This window comes from Paenibacillus antri (assembly GCF_005765165.1).
Lineage (GTDB): Bacteria > Bacillota > Bacilli > Paenibacillales > YIM-B00363 > Paenibacillus_AE > Paenibacillus_AE antri.
In genome coordinates this window covers 18,540-38,867 of the sequence record NZ_VCIW01000021.1, presented here as the reverse complement: position 1 = coordinate 38,867, position 20,328 = coordinate 18,540, and the positions used below count along the sequence as shown (strand labels likewise).

The 20,328-nt window shown below is 54.6% G+C and carries 20 protein-coding genes; 6 read left to right on the top strand and 14 right to left on the bottom strand.

The genetic code is table 11. The features are described from left to right. Position 1: 1 nt before the first annotated feature. The 14 genes from FE782_RS25130 to FE782_RS25065 all read right to left on the bottom strand — a co-directional run bounded on the left by FE782_RS25130 (position 2) and on the right by FE782_RS25065 (position 15,481). Positions 2 to 1,147, bottom strand: coding sequence for a nucleotidyltransferase domain-containing protein (locus FE782_RS25130; protein ID WP_238392657.1), 1,146 nt, complete (start codon positions 1,145 to 1,147; stop codon positions 2 to 4). Between the two features lie 141 nt (positions 1,148 to 1,288). Beyond that, positions 1,289 to 2,035 carry a glycosyltransferase family 32 protein gene (locus FE782_RS25125; protein WP_138197119.1) on the bottom strand — a complete coding sequence of 249 codons (747 nt, stop codon included), beginning with the start codon at positions 2,033 to 2,035 and terminating at the stop codon, positions 1,289 to 1,291. 27 nt (positions 2,036 to 2,062) lie between these two features. Next, positions 2,063 to 3,130 (bottom strand): EpsG family protein, encoded by a 1,068-nt coding sequence (locus tag FE782_RS25120; protein WP_138197118.1) that lies wholly within the window; start codon positions 3,128 to 3,130, stop codon positions 2,063 to 2,065. Then, positions 3,127 to 4,032, bottom strand: coding sequence for a glycosyltransferase family A protein (locus tag FE782_RS25115; protein ID WP_138197117.1), 906 nt, complete (start codon positions 4,030 to 4,032; stop codon positions 3,127 to 3,129). Before FE782_RS25115 ends, FE782_RS25120 begins: the two co-directional genes overlap by 4 nt. Next, a complete protein-coding gene (locus FE782_RS25110) occupies positions 4,029 to 5,159 on the bottom strand; it encodes a glycosyltransferase family 1 protein (RefSeq protein ID WP_138197116.1) in 1,131 nt (376 codons plus the stop codon). The genes FE782_RS25115 and FE782_RS25110 overlap by 4 nt, the downstream gene beginning before the upstream one ends. Continuing rightward, positions 5,144 to 6,328 (bottom strand): glycosyltransferase family 4 protein, encoded by a 1,185-nt coding sequence (locus tag FE782_RS25105; RefSeq protein ID WP_138197115.1) that lies wholly within the window; start codon positions 6,326 to 6,328, stop codon positions 5,144 to 5,146. Before FE782_RS25105 ends, FE782_RS25110 begins: the two co-directional genes overlap by 16 nt. A gap of 3 nt (positions 6,329 to 6,331) precedes the next feature. Beyond that, positions 6,332 to 7,219: a UTP--glucose-1-phosphate uridylyltransferase GalU gene (galU, locus tag FE782_RS25100; protein WP_138197114.1), complete on the bottom strand. Its 888-nt coding sequence runs from the start codon at positions 7,217 to 7,219 to the stop codon at positions 6,332 to 6,334. 17 nt (positions 7,220 to 7,236) lie between these two features. Beyond that, complete coding sequence (locus FE782_RS25095; protein WP_138197113.1) at positions 7,237 to 9,093, bottom strand: polysaccharide biosynthesis protein; 1,857 nt, start codon at positions 9,091 to 9,093, stop codon at positions 7,237 to 7,239. 334 nt (positions 9,094 to 9,427) lie between these two features. Continuing rightward, positions 9,428 to 11,215, bottom strand: coding sequence for an ABC transporter ATP-binding protein (locus FE782_RS25090; protein WP_439116457.1), 1,788 nt, complete (start codon positions 11,213 to 11,215; stop codon positions 9,428 to 9,430). Positions 11,216 to 11,599: 384 nt separating this feature from the next. Then, complete coding sequence (locus FE782_RS25085; protein ID WP_138197112.1) at positions 11,600 to 12,049, bottom strand: lasso peptide biosynthesis B2 protein; 450 nt, start codon at positions 12,047 to 12,049, stop codon at positions 11,600 to 11,602. Continuing rightward, positions 12,049 to 12,345, bottom strand: coding sequence for a lasso peptide biosynthesis PqqD family chaperone (locus tag FE782_RS25080; protein ID WP_138197111.1), 297 nt, complete (start codon positions 12,343 to 12,345; stop codon positions 12,049 to 12,051). Before FE782_RS25080 ends, FE782_RS25085 begins: the two co-directional genes overlap by 1 nt. After that, a complete protein-coding gene (locus FE782_RS33005; protein WP_238392656.1) occupies positions 12,314 to 12,907 on the bottom strand; it encodes a phosphoenolpyruvate carboxykinase (ATP) in 594 nt (197 codons plus the stop codon). Before FE782_RS33005 ends, FE782_RS25080 begins: the two co-directional genes overlap by 32 nt. 473 nt (positions 12,908 to 13,380) lie before the next feature. Next, positions 13,381 to 13,527, bottom strand: coding sequence for a paeninodin family lasso peptide (locus FE782_RS25070; protein WP_138197109.1), 147 nt, complete (start codon positions 13,525 to 13,527; stop codon positions 13,381 to 13,383). A gap of 16 nt (positions 13,528 to 13,543) precedes the next feature. Further along, a complete protein-coding gene (locus FE782_RS25065; RefSeq protein WP_138197108.1) occupies positions 13,544 to 15,481 on the bottom strand; it encodes an asparagine synthase-related protein in 1,938 nt (645 codons plus the stop codon). Between the two features lie 206 nt (positions 15,482 to 15,687). On the opposite strand from FE782_RS25065, the gene FE782_RS25060 reads away from it, so the two are divergent. Genes FE782_RS25060 through FE782_RS25035 form a run of 6 tightly spaced genes read left to right on the top strand, consistent with a single transcriptional unit; the run spans position 15,688 to position 20,208 of the window. Continuing rightward, positions 15,688 to 15,906 carry a hypothetical protein gene (locus tag FE782_RS25060; protein ID WP_138197107.1) on the top strand — a complete coding sequence of 73 codons (219 nt, stop codon included), beginning with the start codon at positions 15,688 to 15,690 and terminating at the stop codon, positions 15,904 to 15,906. Beyond that, the gene (locus FE782_RS25055) at positions 15,903 to 16,691 is read left to right on the top strand and encodes a hypothetical protein (protein ID WP_138197106.1); all 789 of its coding nucleotides are present in this window, start codon (positions 15,903 to 15,905) and stop codon (positions 16,689 to 16,691) included. The genes FE782_RS25060 and FE782_RS25055 overlap by 4 nt, the downstream gene beginning before the upstream one ends. Continuing rightward, entirely contained in the window at positions 16,691 to 16,957 is a 267-nt protein-coding gene (locus FE782_RS25050; protein ID WP_138197105.1) for a PqqD family protein, read from the top strand. Before FE782_RS25055 ends, FE782_RS25050 begins: the two co-directional genes overlap by 1 nt. Continuing rightward, the gene (locus FE782_RS25045; RefSeq protein WP_138197104.1) at positions 16,947 to 17,429 is read left to right on the top strand and encodes a S24/S26 family peptidase; all 483 of its coding nucleotides are present in this window, start codon (positions 16,947 to 16,949) and stop codon (positions 17,427 to 17,429) included. The genes FE782_RS25050 and FE782_RS25045 overlap by 11 nt, the downstream gene beginning before the upstream one ends. Then, entirely contained in the window at positions 17,426 to 19,204 is a 1,779-nt protein-coding gene (locus FE782_RS25040; protein ID WP_138197103.1) for an ABC transporter ATP-binding protein, read from the top strand. The genes FE782_RS25045 and FE782_RS25040 overlap by 4 nt, the downstream gene beginning before the upstream one ends. Further along, positions 19,201 to 20,208 (top strand): nucleotidyltransferase family protein, encoded by a 1,008-nt coding sequence (locus FE782_RS25035; RefSeq protein WP_138197102.1) that lies wholly within the window; start codon positions 19,201 to 19,203, stop codon positions 20,206 to 20,208. The genes FE782_RS25040 and FE782_RS25035 overlap by 4 nt, the downstream gene beginning before the upstream one ends. The last annotated feature ends 120 nt before the right edge of the window (positions 20,209 to 20,328 follow it).

Genomic DNA, 20,328 nt, shown 5'->3' with positions numbered 1-20,328 from the left:
CTTATCCTCCTTCGGAGCGAGCCGCAAGACCGGCCTTCCTCCACGCCCATAGGAGCGGGCGGAGCGGGAAGTATAGCCAATGCAGCGGTTTCGGCAGAGGCATCGTTTTTGCGTCTTCGTGATATGGGAATAGAAAGCTGAGAAGAAATAAGCACTTATGCGGGAACGACATGAGGTCGAATAGGTGTCGCTTGTGGTATCGACTGACCGGCTCGGGAACGGGTTCGGTGTGCAAATTGACCATGTCCCGCAGGTAGAACTCGGCAGCCTTTGCGAGTAGCTTTGAACGTTTGGACGCAGCGAGCACAGCGAGGCGTCCGCTTAGGGGCGTGCCCAACAAATCCCCAGCGAGACGAACGGCTTGGCCCACGACATGAGCGCAATGTCCCCCCTTCATAAGCGCCTCAAGCAGTGCCGGATCCAGCTTCTTGCGCGCGACACGATCGATATCCACCAACCATCGCAGCCGCGACCAACCGTGACGAGCGCCGTGCATCGACAAGAACAGGAGCAAATCCTCCAAGCCGAGCATATTTACCGGAAAGCTCGTGACGGAGCTCTTCCTTCGCCGCTGCCATAGCTCGAGGAAGTGTGGTTCCTTCGCAGGTCCGGGATGGAGCCGCCAATGCACCTCGGCCTTAATTCCCTTCTCCGGATGGTGAAAGGTGACATGGTGGTGACGCCACTTCCAGTCCCCGAGTACGGATTGGATGTAATCGTCCTTGCAGTATCCCCTTCCCTCAAGGAAGCGTTCGACCTCCTCCAGCCGTTCGATCGGCACTAAGAAGTCCAAGTCGCAGGACGTCCGAAGGGACAAACCGCCGTAAAGCTCGGCTGCAAGAACTGGCCCCTTCAGAAACAGCACCGGCACGCCGAGCCCATGCAATTGCACGCCGATCTGTTCCATCTCCGCGGCCAGGTGCAGCATCTGGATCGTATTTTGGCGGAAGCTCCATGTTAGCCATTGCATCGTTCCCTTCGGCACGGCGGGGGACGACTTCAGACGGTTATAAAGAAACGGGTATACGCGATGATGAGCGATCAACCGAATGAATACACCCCAATCGATCTCGGCCGACGCTTTCCCCAATGCTTGATCGATGTCTTCGATGTTTTCCGTCCGCAGCAGTCGGAGTAGAAGTCGCATTTCTTTGTCAAACTCGCCGTATACCGGTATGGGTTCGCTACTCATCGTATACCCCTCACAAAATTCTTTATACAGCACAATAATGTTCTTTATAGTGAACATATGAACAGATTAACATCTGCGTTACGCCCCGTCAATGGGTTATGAACGGGATCCTGTCATAATCGCTCGAATACTCGCAATGAATCGTGGCCCGATATAACGACCGACGATCCGCTTAACTTCGCCCCGCAAGCGCACGTGAGTAGGAAGCCAAGATTTCGCGAAGTGGTGAATCGTATAGCTTTCGTCGCTGATGAAGGTCGCCCCGTTAATATAATCGTAAGGACTAAAATATGTTCGTGGATAAAATACGACGCCATTGGGAAGCTCTTGATAGTTCCCGTTCGTTACGAGGCCCTCTTGCGCGCACATCCTGGTCATGATCGACGTGTTCGAGGTCGTGTCGAGCGAGCCGTCCGGGAGAACGAACGGTTTGCCTTCGTAATATGTGAGTAGGTCGTAAATCCAAGAATGACCCTTCACCGCGCCCATCGTGCCCGACTGCAAATTCGTCTCATCCTCGAAACCCGAGAACGCCTCATGGGTTAACAGCGGATCGAGCGACTTCACGACCTCTACGTCGGTATCCAAGTATATTCCACCGTATTCGTACAGCGCATGCAGACGTACGAAATCGCTCACGAACGCGTATTTCTTTGCGTCGTAGGCTTCGCGTACGAATGCGTTAGCGTTAAGATCAAACGTGTCCTCGTTCCATTCGACGAACTCGTAGTCAGACAGATGCTTCTTCCAACTTTGCATACACATGGCGATTTTCTTCGGCTTCTCTCCCCTCCCGAACCAGCAGTAGTGGATTCGTTTCGGGATTCGCGCGCCTTCATTCATTGGAAACACCCCGTTTTCCGCGATTATCTAAAATCTAATATAGTCGCTTTGATAGTGCAAATTAAGAATGATGTCATGCTCGAAGAAGAAATACACCGCGTAGAAAGCAATCATGCCGTAATAGATCAGCGACCTATGCTTCTCCACGAATAACTTTACTCCCCAAGAGATTAAGATCAAATTATATAAATCGAAGTAAATATTCAGTCTTGCAAAGATCCAATTTTGCGTCGCAATCAACATAATGACGTTGCTGAGCAATGCCAAATTAACGATGTAATCGCTCTTCGGCCAAAGTTGCCTCAGCTTATGTCTTCCCAAGTACGCGATGACGATCGGAACCATATTGACGGCCAAGCGAATGACGTTGGCTCCGCCTTCGTTGAACTCTGAGTATACGCTGTACTTGGTATCGCCCAGTGCAGCGAACAAAATGTTGGAAACCAGATTGAATCCGAGCGCCAACATGACCGCCACGCCCAATAGCATCAGAGTCATCTTCGTCCAAGCCTCGCGACGTACGAGAAAATAGATCGGAAGCAAAATCAGCGCCGTTTTGTGAAAGGTCGACGCGAAAAGAACGATGCAGAAATATTTCTTCCAATCTCCGTTCAAGACGTACTTGAGTCCCGCGAATATGATCGCTGCCGCCAAGTATTGGCGAATGCCGTTCATCGATACGGTAAACATGCCCGACGCGATGTATACGAACAACGCGAGCTCGATCATCCGGCTATATTTCAGAAGCACTACGACGATGAGGGCGTTCGTCGCTACCCCCGTTACGAAGATCAGGATTTGCGGGTCGTCCGTGATCCGATGCAACAGCGCTTGAAGAATGGTAAACCCGAAATCTCCCGACAGAGAAAGGTTCTCCAAGCTAAAATCCTCGACCACGTAGGAATGCATATAGAAGAACGTATCCCCTATATTTCTCCGCAACCCCGATACAAGACACAACGAAGCGGCCGCAAGCAATCCGAAATAGTAGCTCGGACGAATGCCCGCCGGCCCGATCGCCGTCCGCGTCGATAAGTACCTGGACATGAATGCTAGCAGGTATACCGCCGCAAGATTCATATATAAAATCGTCATGGCTGCTTCATCGGCGTCGATTGTCTGGTATAGCGAATATAAGCGAAAAGCATGAATCCGATCGGAATCGCAAAGATCGTCAGTGCCTTGCACGGTGACTCCTGAACGAAACGTCGATTACGCACCATCAAGCTACTAGATACATAATGAACCGATTCACGGAAGCGCCTGCGCAGCGACGGCGTGTATTTCATCGCCACCTTCCGGAAAAACAGGAAGCCGTTCGGGTTGTTGCGATACTGTTTAATCATGTTCATGCTCGAGCCATCCGGTAAATACTCTACGTGGCACAAGACCTCGTTCATGACAAGCAGCGGGTATAACTGATCAATCAACATATACTTATAAATTAGAGGACAGTATTTTTCTCCGGGGAACAGCGGATACGGCGGACACACCCTCGTTAGTTCACTTCGATAGACCAGCTTCTTATCGCCTTTCACCTTGTGCAACATGTACAACTCTGAAAGAGTGGATGCAAACACATGGCTCGGCATGGCGGTACCGATAATGTTCCCGGCGAACGTCGCGTCTAGGCCGACAATGCCGGCGTATTGCTCACCTCCATGCCGTTTCCAAAAGGAAGTTATCCTTTCCACGGCATTGTCAGGCATATAATCGTCAGAATCGATGCACACATTCAGTTCTGTATCGATCAACCGATATGCCGCATTGTGTGCACCATGCATCCCCTGGTTCTTTTGATAATGATAACGAATTGGCACGAGGCCCTGCGCAATCCATCCCTCAACGAGTTCCTTTGTGTTGTCCGTAGAACCGTCGTCGATAATTAGCCACACGAAATCTTTGTTGGTTTGGCGCTTCAAGCTTTCGTAGCATAAATGCAAGGTGTATGCCCGATTATAGGTCGGGGTAAACACGGTAAGCAATGGTTGTTTCATAATGAATGGACCCCATTTTGATTGAATTGGCGGTCATAAAATTGCTGTAACCACAAAGCACTTTCCCGAATGTCATAACCTTTGTGCTTCAGGCTGTCTGAACTGCCTCGGCTTCGAGACAATTGAAATGATTGCAGTGCCTTCTCGCCCCACAACCGTGGATGGTCACGTAAGCTCACAAAGCTGACGAGGCCTTGCCCCATGTCTACCTCACGGGTAATCCTATCGGAAACGATGCAAGGTAATCCCGACCCTTGCGCTTCGACCAGAGTCACAGGCAAACCCTCGTGAAGTGAAGGGAATACCATAACATCCATGGCTTGAAGTATACGATGAACATCGCCGCGCACTCCGAGGAATCGAACACTCCGCTCCAAGCCTCGGTCTGCGACCTTGCGTTTGATTTCGCCGCAAAGCGGACCGTCGCCTAACAAGAGCAACCGTGCATCCGGCCGAAGTACAACGATCTCCGCAAAGATGTCAATCAGGAAGGAATGGTTTTTTTGATCCGCGAAACGTCCCACATGCCCGACGACGAAGCCCTCGGGTAAGATCCCCAGCTCCTCTCTGACCTCGCTTCTTAGGGCTGGGTCAAACCGGAACCGCTCGCATTCAATCCCGTTCCTTACGATCGAACTGTGCTTCGCGCGACTTCGGTACATCCAAGCGGCGGCGAGTTCGGAGCAAGCCAACAGATGGGTAGCGTTATACGGCACCAACCTCCCTGCAGTCCACTTATACGCCTTAGCTGCGATTCCGCCTTCGCTGCTCGTATTGTGACTGTGCGCGATGCGGATCGGAATGCCCGCGCGGTTCGCCGCGCGGAGCACGAATCCGCTCATCTTGTCCATATGGGAATGTACGATCTTATAGGCCGCATGGCTTCGGAAAAACTGATCGAGTCCGCGGAGATACGCAACATGACCCACCTCGTTAATGTACGGAATGCGGTACACCGTTCCGCCCAAGCTGCGTATTTCCTTGTCGAATACGCCCTCGCGATGTGTCAAAAAATCGAATTGGACGAGGGAACGGTCCATGTTCCTGTATAAATTCATGATCAGCGTCTCTGCGCCGCCCCTGTTCATGTTTGCGACAACATGCAAAACCTTCACTGGACTCCCCATGGAACTTTGGTCCACTCTCCCTTTTCTTCATCGGTGACTCCATGCGCGCCATCCAAGTAGGATAGGTAAATTTTCGAAAGCTCGCCTTCGACCCTTCCAAGTGAGTACCGGTCGGCGCTCCGGCGGCTTTCTTGTCCGAATTGTTCTCTAACGTAGTCCAATCGGTACAACGAGGCCATTTTAGCGGCCATTTCTCTTGCATCCTTCGAACTTACGATATACCCGTTAACCCCGTCAGCCACAAGTTCCGAATGGCCTCTGTTCCGACTCGCAAGCACCGGAAGTCCGCAAGCCATCGCCTCTACGATATTGACCGGCAAGCCTTCCCGCAGACTGGACGCGAGCGCCACATCACACATCGGAAGCAGATCCGCAATATCGTCGCGGTATCCAAGGAATCGGACCCTGTCGAGCACGCCAAGCCGCGCAGCGAGCTCCTCGCAGCTTGCGCGCAGCCGGCCTTCCCCAGCAAGAAGAAGCTGCGCGTTCGGCATCTCATGCTTTGCCAAAGCGAACGCTTCAATCAAAAGTCGCTGATTCTTGTTGGCGTTAAATTCAGCGGCATAAAACATAAGGATATGCTCCGGCAGAAATCCGTTCCGCTCCTTGAAGGCAGTTTTCTGCGCTTTCGTTACAGGCCGGTACAAGTCAATGTCGACCCCGACGCCGTGCACCCGTAAGATGCGACCCGCTGAAAACCGGCGTTCAATTGCACGTCTGTAATCTTCTTCGTTGATCGTAATGAGACAGTCCGTATACTTGGCAAGCCACCGCTCGGCAGGGTAGTACATAGCCCAATTTAACCAAGGAGCCCCTTTAAAAAAGTGGAACCCATGCGCCGTATAGAGCACATGGGTTCCTTGCCGCCTCGCTTCTCTGGCCGCTAGCCGGGTTAACCCCCCTCCCACCGGCGTGTGGCAGTGTATTATCCGATAACCTCCATTATTGATAAGTTCTCGCAGCTCCCGGTATGCTTGAAAATTTGAGGCCCGGAAGGGGGAACGCTCGAAAGGCATGTCGAATTTCTCGTCCACAAAAGGAAGCGAAAGCTTGCCTTTCGCTGCCACGTGGACTTCCCAACCTTGTTCTTTAAACCATCGCAGAAAGGGGATATGAAACTTTTGAAAGTGATAATCAACGGTTGCGCAAAACAAGACCTTGTTCTCCATCGTTTACCTCGACTGCTTGGTGAGCTCGGCATCAACCAATTGCGCCAAATAATCCAATAAGTCATACCGTAAGTCTTGACGCTGCAAGGCTAATTCGATGGTTGTCTGGATAAACCCCATCTTTTCGCCTACATCATACCGAGTTCCTTGAAATTCATAAGCGTACACAGCCTCTTGAGCATTCAGCTTTGCAATGGCATCGGTTAGCTGGATTTCTCCTCCTGCTCCAGGGCCTTGCTCCGCAAGGATGTCAAAAATGCGGGGACTTAGCACGTACCTGCCCATTATGGCAAGATTCGAAGGGGCGGACTCTTTCTTAGGTTTCTCCACGAGATGTAAGACACTATGTAACCCCATGTCGATAGGTTTGCCATCTACAATTCCATAGCGTGACACCTCATGGTCCGAGACCGGCTTCACACCGATGATTGAGGCGCGGTAGCGATTATATTGCTCTATAAGCTGCCTCAAACATGGCTTCTCGGCCCGGACAATATCGTCGCCTAGGAGGACGGCGAACGGCTCGTTGCCGATAAACTTCCGTGCGCACCAGATCGCATGGCCAAGACCTTTAGGTTCCTTCTGTCGGATGTAATGAATATCCACCATTTTGGCCGATTTCTGCACCTCGTTCAGAAGTTCCAACTTTCCCTTTTCCAATAAATTTTGCTCCAATTCGAAGGAATTATCGAAGTGGTCTTCGATCGCCCGCTTTCCCTTTCCGGTAACGATAATAATGTCCTCGATTCCCGATTCTACTGCCTCCTCGACGATATATTGAATCGTTGGTTTATCTACAATCGGAAGCATCTCTTTGGGCATCGCTTTCGTAGCGGGAAGGAATCGGGTACCGAGTCCTGCAGCAGGGATAATCGCTTTCTTAACATTCATTCTTTTCAGCCCCTTCATTAACTTGATACAGAGATAAGCGGTACAGGCAAAAGCACGGGGGAAGTCTGTGAAGGAGCGTCGCGCCGTTGATTCGCTAGTTTAAGCAAAGTTTCTCGCAACAAGGACGTGTCATATTTCGAGTAATTCCCAACGATCTCCTCGATCTCGTCGATTAACAAATTGGATGTCTGACCGATGTATATTTTCGGATATACCTGCTTCTCATGAACTTCATCCGGCTTGAGCAGCTCCTCAAACAATTTCTCGCCTGGCCGCACCCCTGTATACTCAAGCCCGATTTCTTCGACCGAACTTCCGGAGAGCCGAATTAAATTTTTTGCAAGATCCACGATCTTGACCGGTTCTCCCATGTCGAGTACGAAGATCTCCCCGCCTTTCGCCAAAGCCCCCGCTTGAATGACAAGCCTGGATGCCTCCGGAATGGTCATAAAATAACGGACCATGTCGGGGTGAGTAACCGTGACGGGGCCGCCTTTTTCGATTTGCTTCTTGAACAGGGGGATGACACTCCCCCGACTCCCTAATACATTCCCGAAGCGGACGGCAACGAACTTCGTGTTGCTAACCGCATCCATATGTTGAACTACCATTTCGGCCAACCGTTTACTGGCTCCCATCACGCTCGTCGGGTTTACGGCTTTATCCGTAGAGATCATGACGAATGTGTTTACGCCGAATCGACTGGCCGCTTTCGCTACGTTCATCGTACCGATAATGTTGTTCTTCACCGCTTCCTCCGGGTTCCGTTCCATTAGCGGTACGTGCTTATGTGCAGCTGCATGATAAACCACGTCCGGGCGATAGTGTTGCATCACTTTCATCATTTTCTTAGCATCTTGGATGTCGGCGATTTCTGTCACGATTTCGATGGAAGACGGAGGAACTGCATCCCGCAGAGCCATTTCTATCGCGTAAATACTGTTCTCGCCATGACCCAGCAGAACCAACTTTCTTGGATGGAAATTAGCGAGTTGTCTACATATTTCGGATCCGATTGAACCTCCGGCTCCCGTGACCAGCACGACCCTATCGGTGACATATTCTGAAATTCCTTCAATGTCCAGTTCGATTGGCTCCCGCCCTAATAAATCTTCGACCTGCACATCGCGGAATTGGCTGACAGACACCTTCCCCGTTACCAAATCCTCGATCATAGGAAGAATCTTGGTTTTTGCCTTCGTCTTTGCGCATTCTTGGAAGATAGTGTTGATTCCCTTCCTCCCTAATGAAGGAATCGCGATGATGATGTTCTCGATGGCCAGGCGCTGAACCGCCGCCTCAATCTGACTCACTCCGCCGATTACGGGAATACCCATAATATCCAACTTATGCTTCTTAGTATCGTCATCGATGAAAGCAACCGGCTGTAGTTCCGTGTCTTTGTTGTTCAAGAGCTGTCTAGCGACCATCGTCCCAGCCGAACCCGCTCCGATAATTAATGCCCGTTTCTTGCTTTGTACCTTCGGATAACGGATGTCGCGGTAAATTCTCCACCCTAGACGAGATCCGCCGATAAACAACATGTGAAGCATCCAGGTCACCGCCAGAATCCGGAAATAAACATCCTGAACGAAAACGAGTTGGATAAGAGCGGCTGTGGCAATGGAAAAGGTTACGGACTTGATGATTATGAGAAGCTCGCCGAAGCTGGCGTATTCCCAAGCTTTCTTATAAAGCTTGTATCTGTATGCGAAAAAGTGGTGACTGACCATCAGCGCTAACGAACTAACGAGCAGCGGCGCCGTGACGTCGTTCGATCCGACGTTGATTAAGAGGCGGCTGATGAATACTGCAGTCAGTACGATGGCAGTATCGATTAAGATCAGCAATGAAAATCGTTTCCGGTATGTCAATGGACTTCCCCCTTAACGGTATGGCTTAAATTTTTTAACCGTATGGTTTTTCAGAAAAACCATACGGTTAAAAAATTTAAGATTATGGTCACGCGACCCTCTATAGGGCATTAAACCCTTCCTCACGCCACACCCTTGACGACTTGCGTCTAAGGCCCATAGACCCACAGCATGGCCGAGTGCCTCCGCTTGATAACGGTCAGGAGACATCACCGAAGGTTCCGTTCTCAATTAAGAACGGGCGAACAAAAAAAGAAGATGTTCGCTATTCAGTACTCTTGACCTAATTTTAGTTCTTTATAGTGAACATGTCAACATATTTTAGCTTCCGCTTTTACATCGCCAGCTTCCGCTGATTGCCTAGTAACACTTGGAACAAGCCCCCGGTTTCCTCCGCGAGCTGCACGAAGGACCCGCACTGCACGATCCGTCCTTCGTCCAGGACCACGACTTGATCGGCGCTGCGAATGGTCGAGAAGCGATGGGCGATGACGATGACGGTCATAGTCCCCTTCAACGCCTCCAACGCGGATTGAATGTTCGTTTCGTTCTCCGAATCGAGCGCGCTAGTCGCCTCGTCCATGATGAGAATGGACGGCTTCCGCAGGATCGCCCGGGCGAGGACGAGACGTTGACGTTCTCCTCCCGACAGCCGAATCCCTCTGTCTCCGATTTGGGTATCGAGTCCCTCTGGGAGCTTGCGAACGAACGGCGCCGCGGAGGCGAACTCCAGGGCTTCCCACAGATCGGCTTCCGTCGCGTTCGGCTGCGCCAGCATAAAATTTTCCCGCATCGTACCGCTAAATAAATATGGGTCTTGAGGCACATAACTGATCGAATTGCGCAGCGCTTGGATGTCGGCTTGATCCAGCTGCCGACCGTCGATCAACACTTGTCCCCGCTGCGGGCGAATCAACCCCATTAAGACGTCGATCAGCGTGCTCTTCCCTGCTCCGGAGCGGCCGACGACCGCCGTCATGCCGTTCGCCGGAATGAACAAGTTCACTTCTTCAAGCGCTCTGGCCCCATTGTCCCCTGCATAACGAAACGACACGTCTCGACACTCGACGCCATAGGTTAAAGCGATCTTCCCGGCGTTCGCGTCCAGCCGCTCGGAAGCACGTCTGCATTCCTCCTGCAATTCCGTAACGGATACGAACGCAGGAAGGGCGGAGGCCAACTGCTGCAACGAAGCTTGCAGGCCCGTAAAGATCGGCCACAGCCGCGCGAAAATAATGACGACAATGAGCAATTGATCTAATTTCGCATGAAACATAGTCGCCGAAACATAGAGGAACGCCGAAATAAACAACGTAGATGCCGCTTTATAGAGAAAATCCGAACCTGATTTAATCTGAATATACCCCATCGATTCCGTCGTCATCTTCTTTACAAGTTTCTGGTAGCCGTCCCACCGGGACGCGATCAAGTTATTGCTCTTGATTTCCTTCATCCCGTTCAATTGATCCGTAATTTCGGACAAATAAGCCTGGGCTAACGAGGAGCTCTGTCCGCCCAAAGCTTTGGCTTTCTTAATGTAGCGGCTCGAGAACACAGCCAGAATCGTTCCGCACGCCAACACGAAACCGGTCACCCCCGGAGCGAGCCAGAACGCCAACCCGATCTGGATAAACATAAAAACACTCGAGGCGGCAACCTGCAAAACCAAGAAGGTGCCATGAATGACGCGGGCTAACTCCGCGCTAAGCGCATTCGTCAAATCCGTCTTCTTCTTCCGAAGGAAGAAAGGCCATTCGGCGTTCATGATCCCCCGATACGTCTCCAGTCGGACGTCTTCTCCGAACCGGTTCATTAGCCTCACGTTCCGGATCGTCACGGTGCGCTGTAACGCGAACTGCCCTAACATAACCACCGTATAGGCCGAAAGCACAATGCCTAAACTCGCGGCAGGGGGATGCTCGCGGAGCGCCTCGGTCAACGGCGTAAGCAGAGAAAGCTTCACCGTCGCTTCCGTCAAGCCGCTGAGGCTGATCAGCGGGATGAGCAAGAACGTTCCGACGCCCGCGAACAAGCTTACCATAACCATGCCGAAGAGGTGGTACCCCAACTTCAAACCCTCGGTCGCGATCAATTTTCTACATACGATGGCGATGGCTCTCACTGCATACCCTCCTGAGCGTCAAACCGGATTATCGATTTTCGTCAAGCCACTGCGCCTGATGCAGCGGATAGTACAAGAAGTGCAAGGGAGCGGCAGCGATTGAGCGTCCGACGTATAAGGATGCAGGAAGCGTGAACGTCCATAAAAAATACGAACCCCTACGCCAATCGCATCACACGATTGGATCGAAGGAGCTCCGATGTCGGTCGTCCGCCTTCGAATGCAGGAGATCCGTCTTTCTATTAACGCCTAGCCCAACAGCTGCTCCTGCCAATTGCGATGTGCCTGCCGCAGCAAGGCCCTCCACGCGGTCGTGCGAATGCCGTTGACCGCCACGAATGGCCGATCTACCCCATTGCTACGAGGGAACTCTCTCCCCTTCAATCATTTCGAGTCGGCGAACGTGCCGACGACCGTAAAGCGGTGCATCTCTTCGCGGCCCGAAACGTACAACGCGCCGCACCGAAGCCACGCGTGAGCCGCTAGGCCGCCGCTTTCGTCCCGCCCCGTTCCCAAGTACAAGGTGCTGGCGATGCCCCGGCGCCGCAGCATCTTCTGGCAGGAGATCGCGCGGACCAAACATTTGCTATCCCAGAACGTATGGCGGCTGACGCATTGCACGGCTGCCGAAATGCGTCTCGCCGTTCTCGTTTCCTCGACCGTCGCGACCGTCGGGGTTTCCTTCATTCTGGTGCCTAAGGTGAACGCGATGCGCGAGAAGGGGAAAAGGAGCAGCAAGCGGGCCCAGCCTAAGGAGAAATAGGCTTCCACGAACAAGAGACGGGTTTTTCCGTCCAGCGTCCACAGCCGGTTCCATTTGCGCAGGAGACTCATTAGGAGCGCTCCACCTCGATCAGCTTCTCGTCGGCTAAGCGGGCGAGGAACGCCAGGACGTGATCTTCGCATCGATCGCGCTCGACATCGTATCGCCCGATCAACGCATCGACGACCGCTTCGACTCGGGACGGCGCGGCGATGAGGTCCCAGATGTCTCCGCCGATCTCGCCCAAGTTGTAATATTTGCCGTTGCGAATGCTTAACATCACTTTCTCCCCGTCCATGTCGCTGACGATGTGATCCTTCCCCTGAACGACCGTATCAAGAGGATGAATAAGATTGGCGCGCTGCATCCTGGTTCCTCCTATTCGCAATCGAAATGATGGTTTCCGCCAGCTGTAGAGCCGTATCCCCGTTCGAGGGACGCCGCAGCTGCCGCATTTGGATGTATTTCAGCAATTGTACGGATACGTCGAGATGCCATTGCTGCAGGCCGAGCATCGGCACGAAGAAGTTCCGGAACGTGTGGCGATACAACGCCCGAACCGCTTCCAGACCCCGCAGCGGCGATACCTCGACTCTGCCTACGTCGAACTTCGTCAATTCGAAGACGCCGCCGAACGGCAGCCGCTTCCCGTAAAACCGGTCTTTGATCGGTACCGCATATTTATTCTCCCGGTCGAAGAGCGGACGGTAATCCCCGATCTTCATATCCAGCCGCTGAAGGCTCTCCGACCACAGCTTCTGCTGCGGGTAGGACGGAACGATCTCCGGCCCGCGGCAGTCGCCGCCGAATCCGTTCTCGAAGGAAACGGCGATCAGGTCATCGCTCGCCAAGGGATACCCGCAGCGCATGAGCATAGACGCCAAGGTCGATTTCCCTGCCCCGGATTCGCCGACGATGGCGTACGCCATATCTCCGATCTTTATCGCACTCCCATGCAAGGGAAGGATTTTTCGTTGCAATAGTAAGATAGCCATACAGGTCCCGAGTAAATAGAGACGCATTTTATCCTCGTCCATGCCGTCCGACGGGGATACCCATATTGTGTCTCCGGTAGCGACGCAGAAGATTGCGGTATCGGGCACGTGAAAAAGAACTCGATCTCCTAACCCGTAGACGAGCTTGCCGGAATCGTTGACTTCCCGCCAAAGCAGGGAAAGGTCCGATTGCCGGATGCGAATATCGTCATGCGATTGGTCTTCGTGCATCGTGAGCTCCGGCATGGGGAAGTCGCTGCTTATCCGGAATCCGAACGCTTCGTAAATCGCGGTTCTTGCGGTACCGTCCATCTTGTCACTCCGTCCATGCATGAGAGGTGTAGGCCGAAAGCCCTTATACTGAGTCGGTATAAGGGCTGGCGGAAGGAACGAAACCTATGTACCCACTAGCTGTAGTTAACGACGTCGTGCTCATGAGCGTCCGGATCCGGCTGTACCGCGTCGGGTCTAGCGATACCGGGACCCGCCATCGTCATGCCGATGTCCAGCGTCTCGAGGGAAGGTGCGCTCCAAGCTTTTTTTGCGTTGTTCATCTGTTCTCACCTCCTTTCAAGAATGAGCCTTCATGAATCGGCCGAAAATCAAGCTCCTCATAATCATCCGGAAGTCCATCTCGAATACCAGCTCCGGCTTCGGCTCCCGAATTCGGGAGAGGGCGCCCTCCAGCACTTCCATATTCAGATACTCGGACAAAGTCGGATCCCGCAGCATCGATTCCGCTTCGCCGACGAACGTCTTCCAATCCGAGGCCATTCGCTCGATGCCGTCAGCGCCTTGGATGCCGCGAACGCGCTGATTGAGCCGAATCCGGTCCGGCAAGTGCCGCTCCGTCGCTCGCCGGATCAAGGACCGACCAAGGCCGTCTTGGACGAACTGCTCTTCCGGCACGGACAAGCAGAAGCGAATGACGTTCAGATCGTTCGTCGGATCCCGATCCCAGACGCGATGCCGCAAGGAAAGCTTCGTACCGATCATGCCGTTCAAATTCCAATAAAACAGCTGTCGGAATTGATTCCGCCTCACGGCATAGACGCTCTCTTGCTTCCCGGTAATGTTGATTCGCTCGTTCGAGATGCGGTCGAGCACCTTCGTCCGGCTCGCGAAGCCCGGGTTAATGAGCTTCGGATGATAATCCTCGTTCCCCGGCGTCCAGAGGTTCGTTATGGGAAGGAACGCCTTCTTCGAGACGATCGGTACGATCCGCCTTCTGGACGAACCCATCTGCCGAACGTACATCTTCATCTCCCGATGGAGGCGGCTCCATCGCAGCCGCTGCAAGAGCGAGGCCTGGTAATCCAACGCATAACCCCAGGAGATCGTCCAGTTGCCCCGTTGGCCGGTGAGCAGCACGCCGATCCCGCGCCGCCCCGCTTCCTCGTAAATCCCCTTCAACCAATAGGAGTTTTCATAAAACTTATACGGAGCTTCCATCGCGTCCAACCAATCGTCGATTTCCGTATAAGAGCTCTTATCCTTGAAACTCATGAAGTGTCCTTCGATATTGCCTACGTAATCGATCGTCTCCCGGATGTTCGGCGTTTCGTCGGCGACCCTGCTCCGGTGCGTCCAGTCCGTAAACCGGTCGATCGGAACGTAACTGAACGTATAGAGCTTCTTCCGTTCCTCCTGCAGCGCCTTGGCCGCGAAGCTGACGACGCTGCCGGAATCCAATCCGCCGCTCAGCTGCGCTCCGACCTGGAGATGCGTGCGCAATCTCGCTCTCACCGCTTTATCGAATACGTCTCGCATCGCTTCTTCGTATTCCGCGTTCGACTTCAATCGAAGGGTCGACTTCGGCTCCAGTAGGCAATAACGCCGGAAGGAGACTCCCGACTCGCTGACGGTCACGGAATGGGACGGAGGCACTTGCCGGATGCTCCGGTATACGGTCGAATGCACGTCGACCGTATCGACCGTGAACGGAATGGCCAAGAAATCGGCCAACCATTGCTCATCCAACGCCCGCTCCCGCTCCATGACCGGAAGCGAGAGCAGCGGCTGCATGACGGTGCAGAACGCGAACCGGCGTCCGTCCCCGCAATAATACAACGTCCTCGCGCCGGAGAAATCTCTCGCCCCGAACAGCTTCCGCTCCCGTTCGTCCCAAATCAGGAAGGCGAAGTCTCCGACCAAGCGCTTCGGCGCCTCCTCGCCCCACTTGGCGTAAGCGAGCAAGATCAGCTGAGCGTCCGTCGTCGTCGGCCGTCGGTCGCGCTCCACGCCCAGCGCCTCGAACAGTTCTTCTCGGTTGTCGAGGATCGCGTCGGACGCGATGGCGAGCCGTCGTTCGGAATCATAATAGGGATTTCGTTCTCCGATCGATTCCGGCGTAATCCATTGGCCGTGGCAGCCGAGGAACGCTTGCTCCCCATGCCACGCTTGAACGTCGTCCGCCGGAAATTTGCGAAGCGCCCCCATTAACGCGATACATTCGTCCGCCGAAACCGGCTCTTTATGAAAATGAACAATTCCAGCGATTGCGCTCATGGAATCCTCCGATATAGCGAACAATATTCTTTATAACGAACACATTTGCATCGTATCACCTCAACAATTTATTGTCAACAGATTCTTGACTAATCTTAAGAAACAGCCTGTTGATACGTTCTCAATAAAGAACTATAATGAGCTTATGTGTTGTTCATTATAAAGCACAACACAACTAATTTATGTTCGAATCGGAGGATCCATTCATGAGGAAAGAGCAGCAATTCCAGCCGCCTAAGGTCATCTCCCACCAGCCGATCCAGTTCGAAACGGCGCAAAGCTGGAACCCCGGCAAAGGGAACTTGAACCATCCGGGCACGGGCAACGACGGAGCGAATTTCCCGGGCACCAATCCCCACCACGACGGGAAGAACGGCATCGGGAACGGCGTCTGGAAAGAAAGGCGAGGCAGAGGCAACAGATGATCGAGCTCCGCCTCTCTTTCGGGGAGCACAAGGTCCGAGTCGAACTCGACTCGGACCGATTCTCCGCGTTCTTCCGCCGTTCCTACGCCCCCTTGCCGCCGAACGAGCGAACGTTCGACCTCTCGATTCGCGTCTCCGCGGGCTACGGCGTTTCCTTCGCGGGCTATGACGTCGAAGCCTGGACGGAAGACGGCGCGACATACTATCGAAGAGCCGACTATCGGATCGAGCTCGCCGAGGACGGCCGCAGCGCGAGCGTGCAGGTCCATAACGAGCTCGCCCTTAAGCACGCGCTTATGAACTTATACAGCGCCTACATCATTAAGCATCGTTGGGGACTGATGATTCACTCCTCGTGCGTGTTGGGACAGGGCGGCGCGGCGCATCTGTTCGCCGGCCGCTCCGGCGCCGGCAAGTCGACGGCCGCGGCGCTTTCGCTGCCTCGCACCGTGCTTTCCGACGAAGCCGCGCTCGTGAAGATCGGAACGGATCGGATCGCCGTCTTTCACTCCCCGTTCCGCAGCGAGCTGGAGACGGACGGAGCGCCCGAAGGCGCGTTCCCCCTGCGCAGCGTTCAGCTGCTCCGGCAAGCCGGCCATAACCGGAAGGTCGAGCTCACGAAGGCGGACGCTCTCATCCGATTGATGGATCAAGTGTTCTGTTGGGAACGCGGAGCCGAAAACACGGCCAAGGTGCTCTCGATGCTGCGTCTGCTCGTCCTGCAGGTGCCGGCGTACGAGCTTTATTTTCAAAAAAACGACAGCTTCTGGGAGTTGATCTCGTAATGGCGGAATATTCGCGTAAGGCCGGCTGCGAAGCGGTGCGGCTGGACGACGAGTGGATGATCGTCGATACGGAGCGCGCCACGATCACGAAGGTGAATCATACCGGCGGTCTGTGTTGGACGCTGCTGTCCGGACCGCAGACGGCGGCCTCTCTGGCGGAGGAGTTCCGCCTGCTCTATGGGACCGATCCCGAAGTCTTGGAGCAGGAGCTCCATAGCTTCTTAACCGACCTGCACGGGTGCGGACTGGTGGAACGTGTTTATTAATCGAAGCATCGCTGAACTGCTGGCGGCGTCGCTTCGGAAGGGCGGATGGCTCGATCTGCCGGCGCAAGGGCGCAGCATGTTTCCTCTCATCCGCCAAGGAGACAGCTGCCGCTTTATTCCGTGTCCAGCTCCCTCGCTGCGACGGGGGGACGTGGTCCTGTATTACGCCGAGACGGAGCAGCTGGTCGCTCACCGTCTTCTGAAGGTGGAATCCGCGAATGGAGAGCGGCTCTACCTGTTCAAGGGGGATGCGAACCTCTCTTGCGATCCGCCGGTTCGGGAGGAGCGGATCCTCGGGAAGCTGGCTTCGGTTCGGAAACGGGGACGGAAACGCGGCATCGAAGCCGGCGGCTTCGCCTTCCGAGCGTGGAGCCTCCTTGTGCTGTCGCTTCCGTTCCTGAGCCGCGCGCTGAATCGGTTCGCTAGAAAGCTTCGGGTTCCGCCCCGGACGACGACCGGAGCGTTCTCATGATCGCCCGATCGATCAAGGCTTTCTCCATCCAGGAATTTAAGAAGCCGTACCGAATGCTTTTCCCTTTCTTATGGAAGCATCGAAGGGCGTATGCGGGCCTGTTCTTCTTTATGTTCGTGGATGTCGCGCTTACGCTGGCTTACGCCTGGTTTATGGGGACGATCACCGACGCCGCGGTCGAAGGCAGCTTCGACAAGCTCGGCCGCCTCGTCCCGGCGGGGGTGCTCCTGATCTCGCTCAGCATCGCCTCCGGCTACTGGAACAACATGCTGGATTTTCGGGCGACGGCGAACGTAAAGAAGGACTTGAAGGAGCATCTGCTCCAACACGTCCTGCTGCTCCCGGCCGCGAATATCGGCAACCTTCGTTCCGGCGCGGTCATGACCCACTTCATGGACGATATTCACGGCATCGGCGGCATGATCGGAAGCAGCCTGATCCGCCTCGTGAAGCTTCCGCTCGTCTTTATCGCCGTGTTCGTCTACATGCTTCAGATCCATTGGTTCCTATCCGTTCTAAGCCTAGCCGTCATCCCGGCCGCTCTAGCCTCGGGCGCACTGTTCGGCGTGCTGCTTCGCCGCAATAACCGCGTCATCCAAGCGTTGTGCGAAAATTTGAACAGTCTGCTGAACGAGACGTTCCTCGGCACCTTCGTCGTGCGCTCCTTCAGCTTGGAGAAGAAGCTGTACCGAACCTATACGGCGGAAAATGAGCGGCTGTTCGAGCTCGAGACGAAGGACACGAGGCTGCGCGGCTGGTTCCGCGCGGGCGGGGAAGCGGCCGGGGCGGCCGCGTTCTTGCTGAGCCTATGCGTCGGCGCCTACTTCGTCTCGAATCGCGTCATCAGCATCGGCTCCCTCTTGTCCTTCGTCAATTTGACGAATCATTTGATTTATCCGCTCATGGGCATCGCGGGGCTCTGGGCCGGACTCCAAAGCTCGCTTACGTCCGCGGAACGCCTTCTGCGCGTGCTCGAGCAGCCGCTCGATACTCGGGAGCTGCCGGACTACGAATGCCCGCCGCCCGGCGCGAAGTCGATCGCGTTTAAAGACGTATCGTTCGGCTACGACGGGTCGACCCGCGTCATCGATCGGTTCTCGCTCGACGTCCCCGCGGGGAAGACCGTCGCCATCGTAGGCGCCAGCGGCGCGGGCAAGACGACGTTATTCCAGTTGTTATTGGGCTTCTACAAGCCTGAGACGGGGGACATCCTAGTGGACGGGTTGTCCGCCGGAGCGCTGACGCCTTCGCGGCTCCGCGGCTACATGGCTCATGTGCCTCAAGATTCCTTCTTATTTTCGGGCACCGTACGGGACAATTTGCTGCTCGCGCGGCCCGGCGTTACGGAGGCGGCGATGATCGACGCGGCGAGAAGCGCGAACATCCACGATTTCATCGTCTCGCTTCCGAACGGGTACGACACGGAAATCGGGGAGCGCGGCATGAAGCTGTCGGGCGGGCAGAAGCAGCGGCTCGCCATCGCCCGGGCGATTCTGAAGGATGCGCCGATCTTGCTGCTCGACGAGGCGACCTCCGCCTTGGACGGCGAGACCGAGCATCAGGTGCAGGAAGCGTTGCAGCGCCTGATGCAAGACCGAACGACGCTCGTGATCGCGCACCGCCTGTCGACGGTGCGGAACGCCGACTTCATCGTCGTGTTGGACCAAGGCCGCATCGCGGAATCGGGGACGCACGAGGAGCTCTTGCGCAAACGGGGAACGTACCGCGAATTGACCCGCAGGCAAACCAACGGCATAAGGAGCAATTATCGATGATCATGACGCTGCTTCAAGCGCTGTACGACGATCGCCTTCCGCTTCCGTCCGACTTCAAAGCCTACCTTAGCGCGTTGGAGGATATCGAATTTTTCTCGATTGCGCCGCAAGTCTATACGCTGTTGGAGGAAGGCGATCGGCTTGAACGGACGCCGCCCTTCTTCCGCACCCGCCTGAAGGAGCTGTACCGCGAGTCGCTTCATCGCAATCTATATATTCATTTGGAAACCGGCCGGCTGCTCGATCGGTTCGAGGCGGAGGGCATCGACGCGATTCCGCTGAAGGGCACCCGATTCGCGGAGAAGTATTTCTCCCGCGTCGGCGCAAGGCCGACCTCGGATATCGACGTCCTGATCCGGACCGCGGATCTAGAACGAGCGCGGCAATGTCTGCGGTCGCTGGGCTTTACGATCGAGGGGCAGCGGATCGAACAGCATTTCCACAGCGCGCAGGCGAAGCCGCTTCCCCGCTCGACGGTTCCGCTGCCCGTCGAGCTGCATTGGAGCTTGTTGACCGAGCGAACCTCCTCCTTCGACGTCGACGAGCTTTGGGAGGAAGCGGTCCCCTGCGAGTCTTACAAGCATATTAAAGAACTCTCGGACTATCACGCGTTCTACATGATTTGTTTGCACGGCTGGAAGCACGCGTTGGACTCGCCTAAATATTTTCTCGACATCGCTCAGATGATCCATCGGGCGGGCGAACGATTGGATATCGACCGCTTATTCGGGGACGCCCTCGTGCATCGAACGCACCGGCGGTTGACCAGCACCTTGTCCATCGTATACAGCCAATTTCCTCACTTGCAACGAGTTCTCCCCCTCCCCTTCCAGAGCCGAAGCGCGGAACGATTATGGTGGAACTACTCCGCGATCCGACATAAAGACGAGAGAAACTTGCAGCAATACATGCGTCTCGCCCAATACCAGTGGTCCGACTACGATTCCCCGCTGCATCGTCTATCTGCGACGATCCAATATTTGCGATCCTTGAGCAGAAGGTGAGCTTTGCATCATGCGTCCAGGAAGGGCGTGGGTCATACGCTCCGCTTGCTCCACGTAGTTGTGTTGTTTGATCGAATTTTGCTATAGTAACAACACAACTACGAAAGTCGCCGCTCCGGT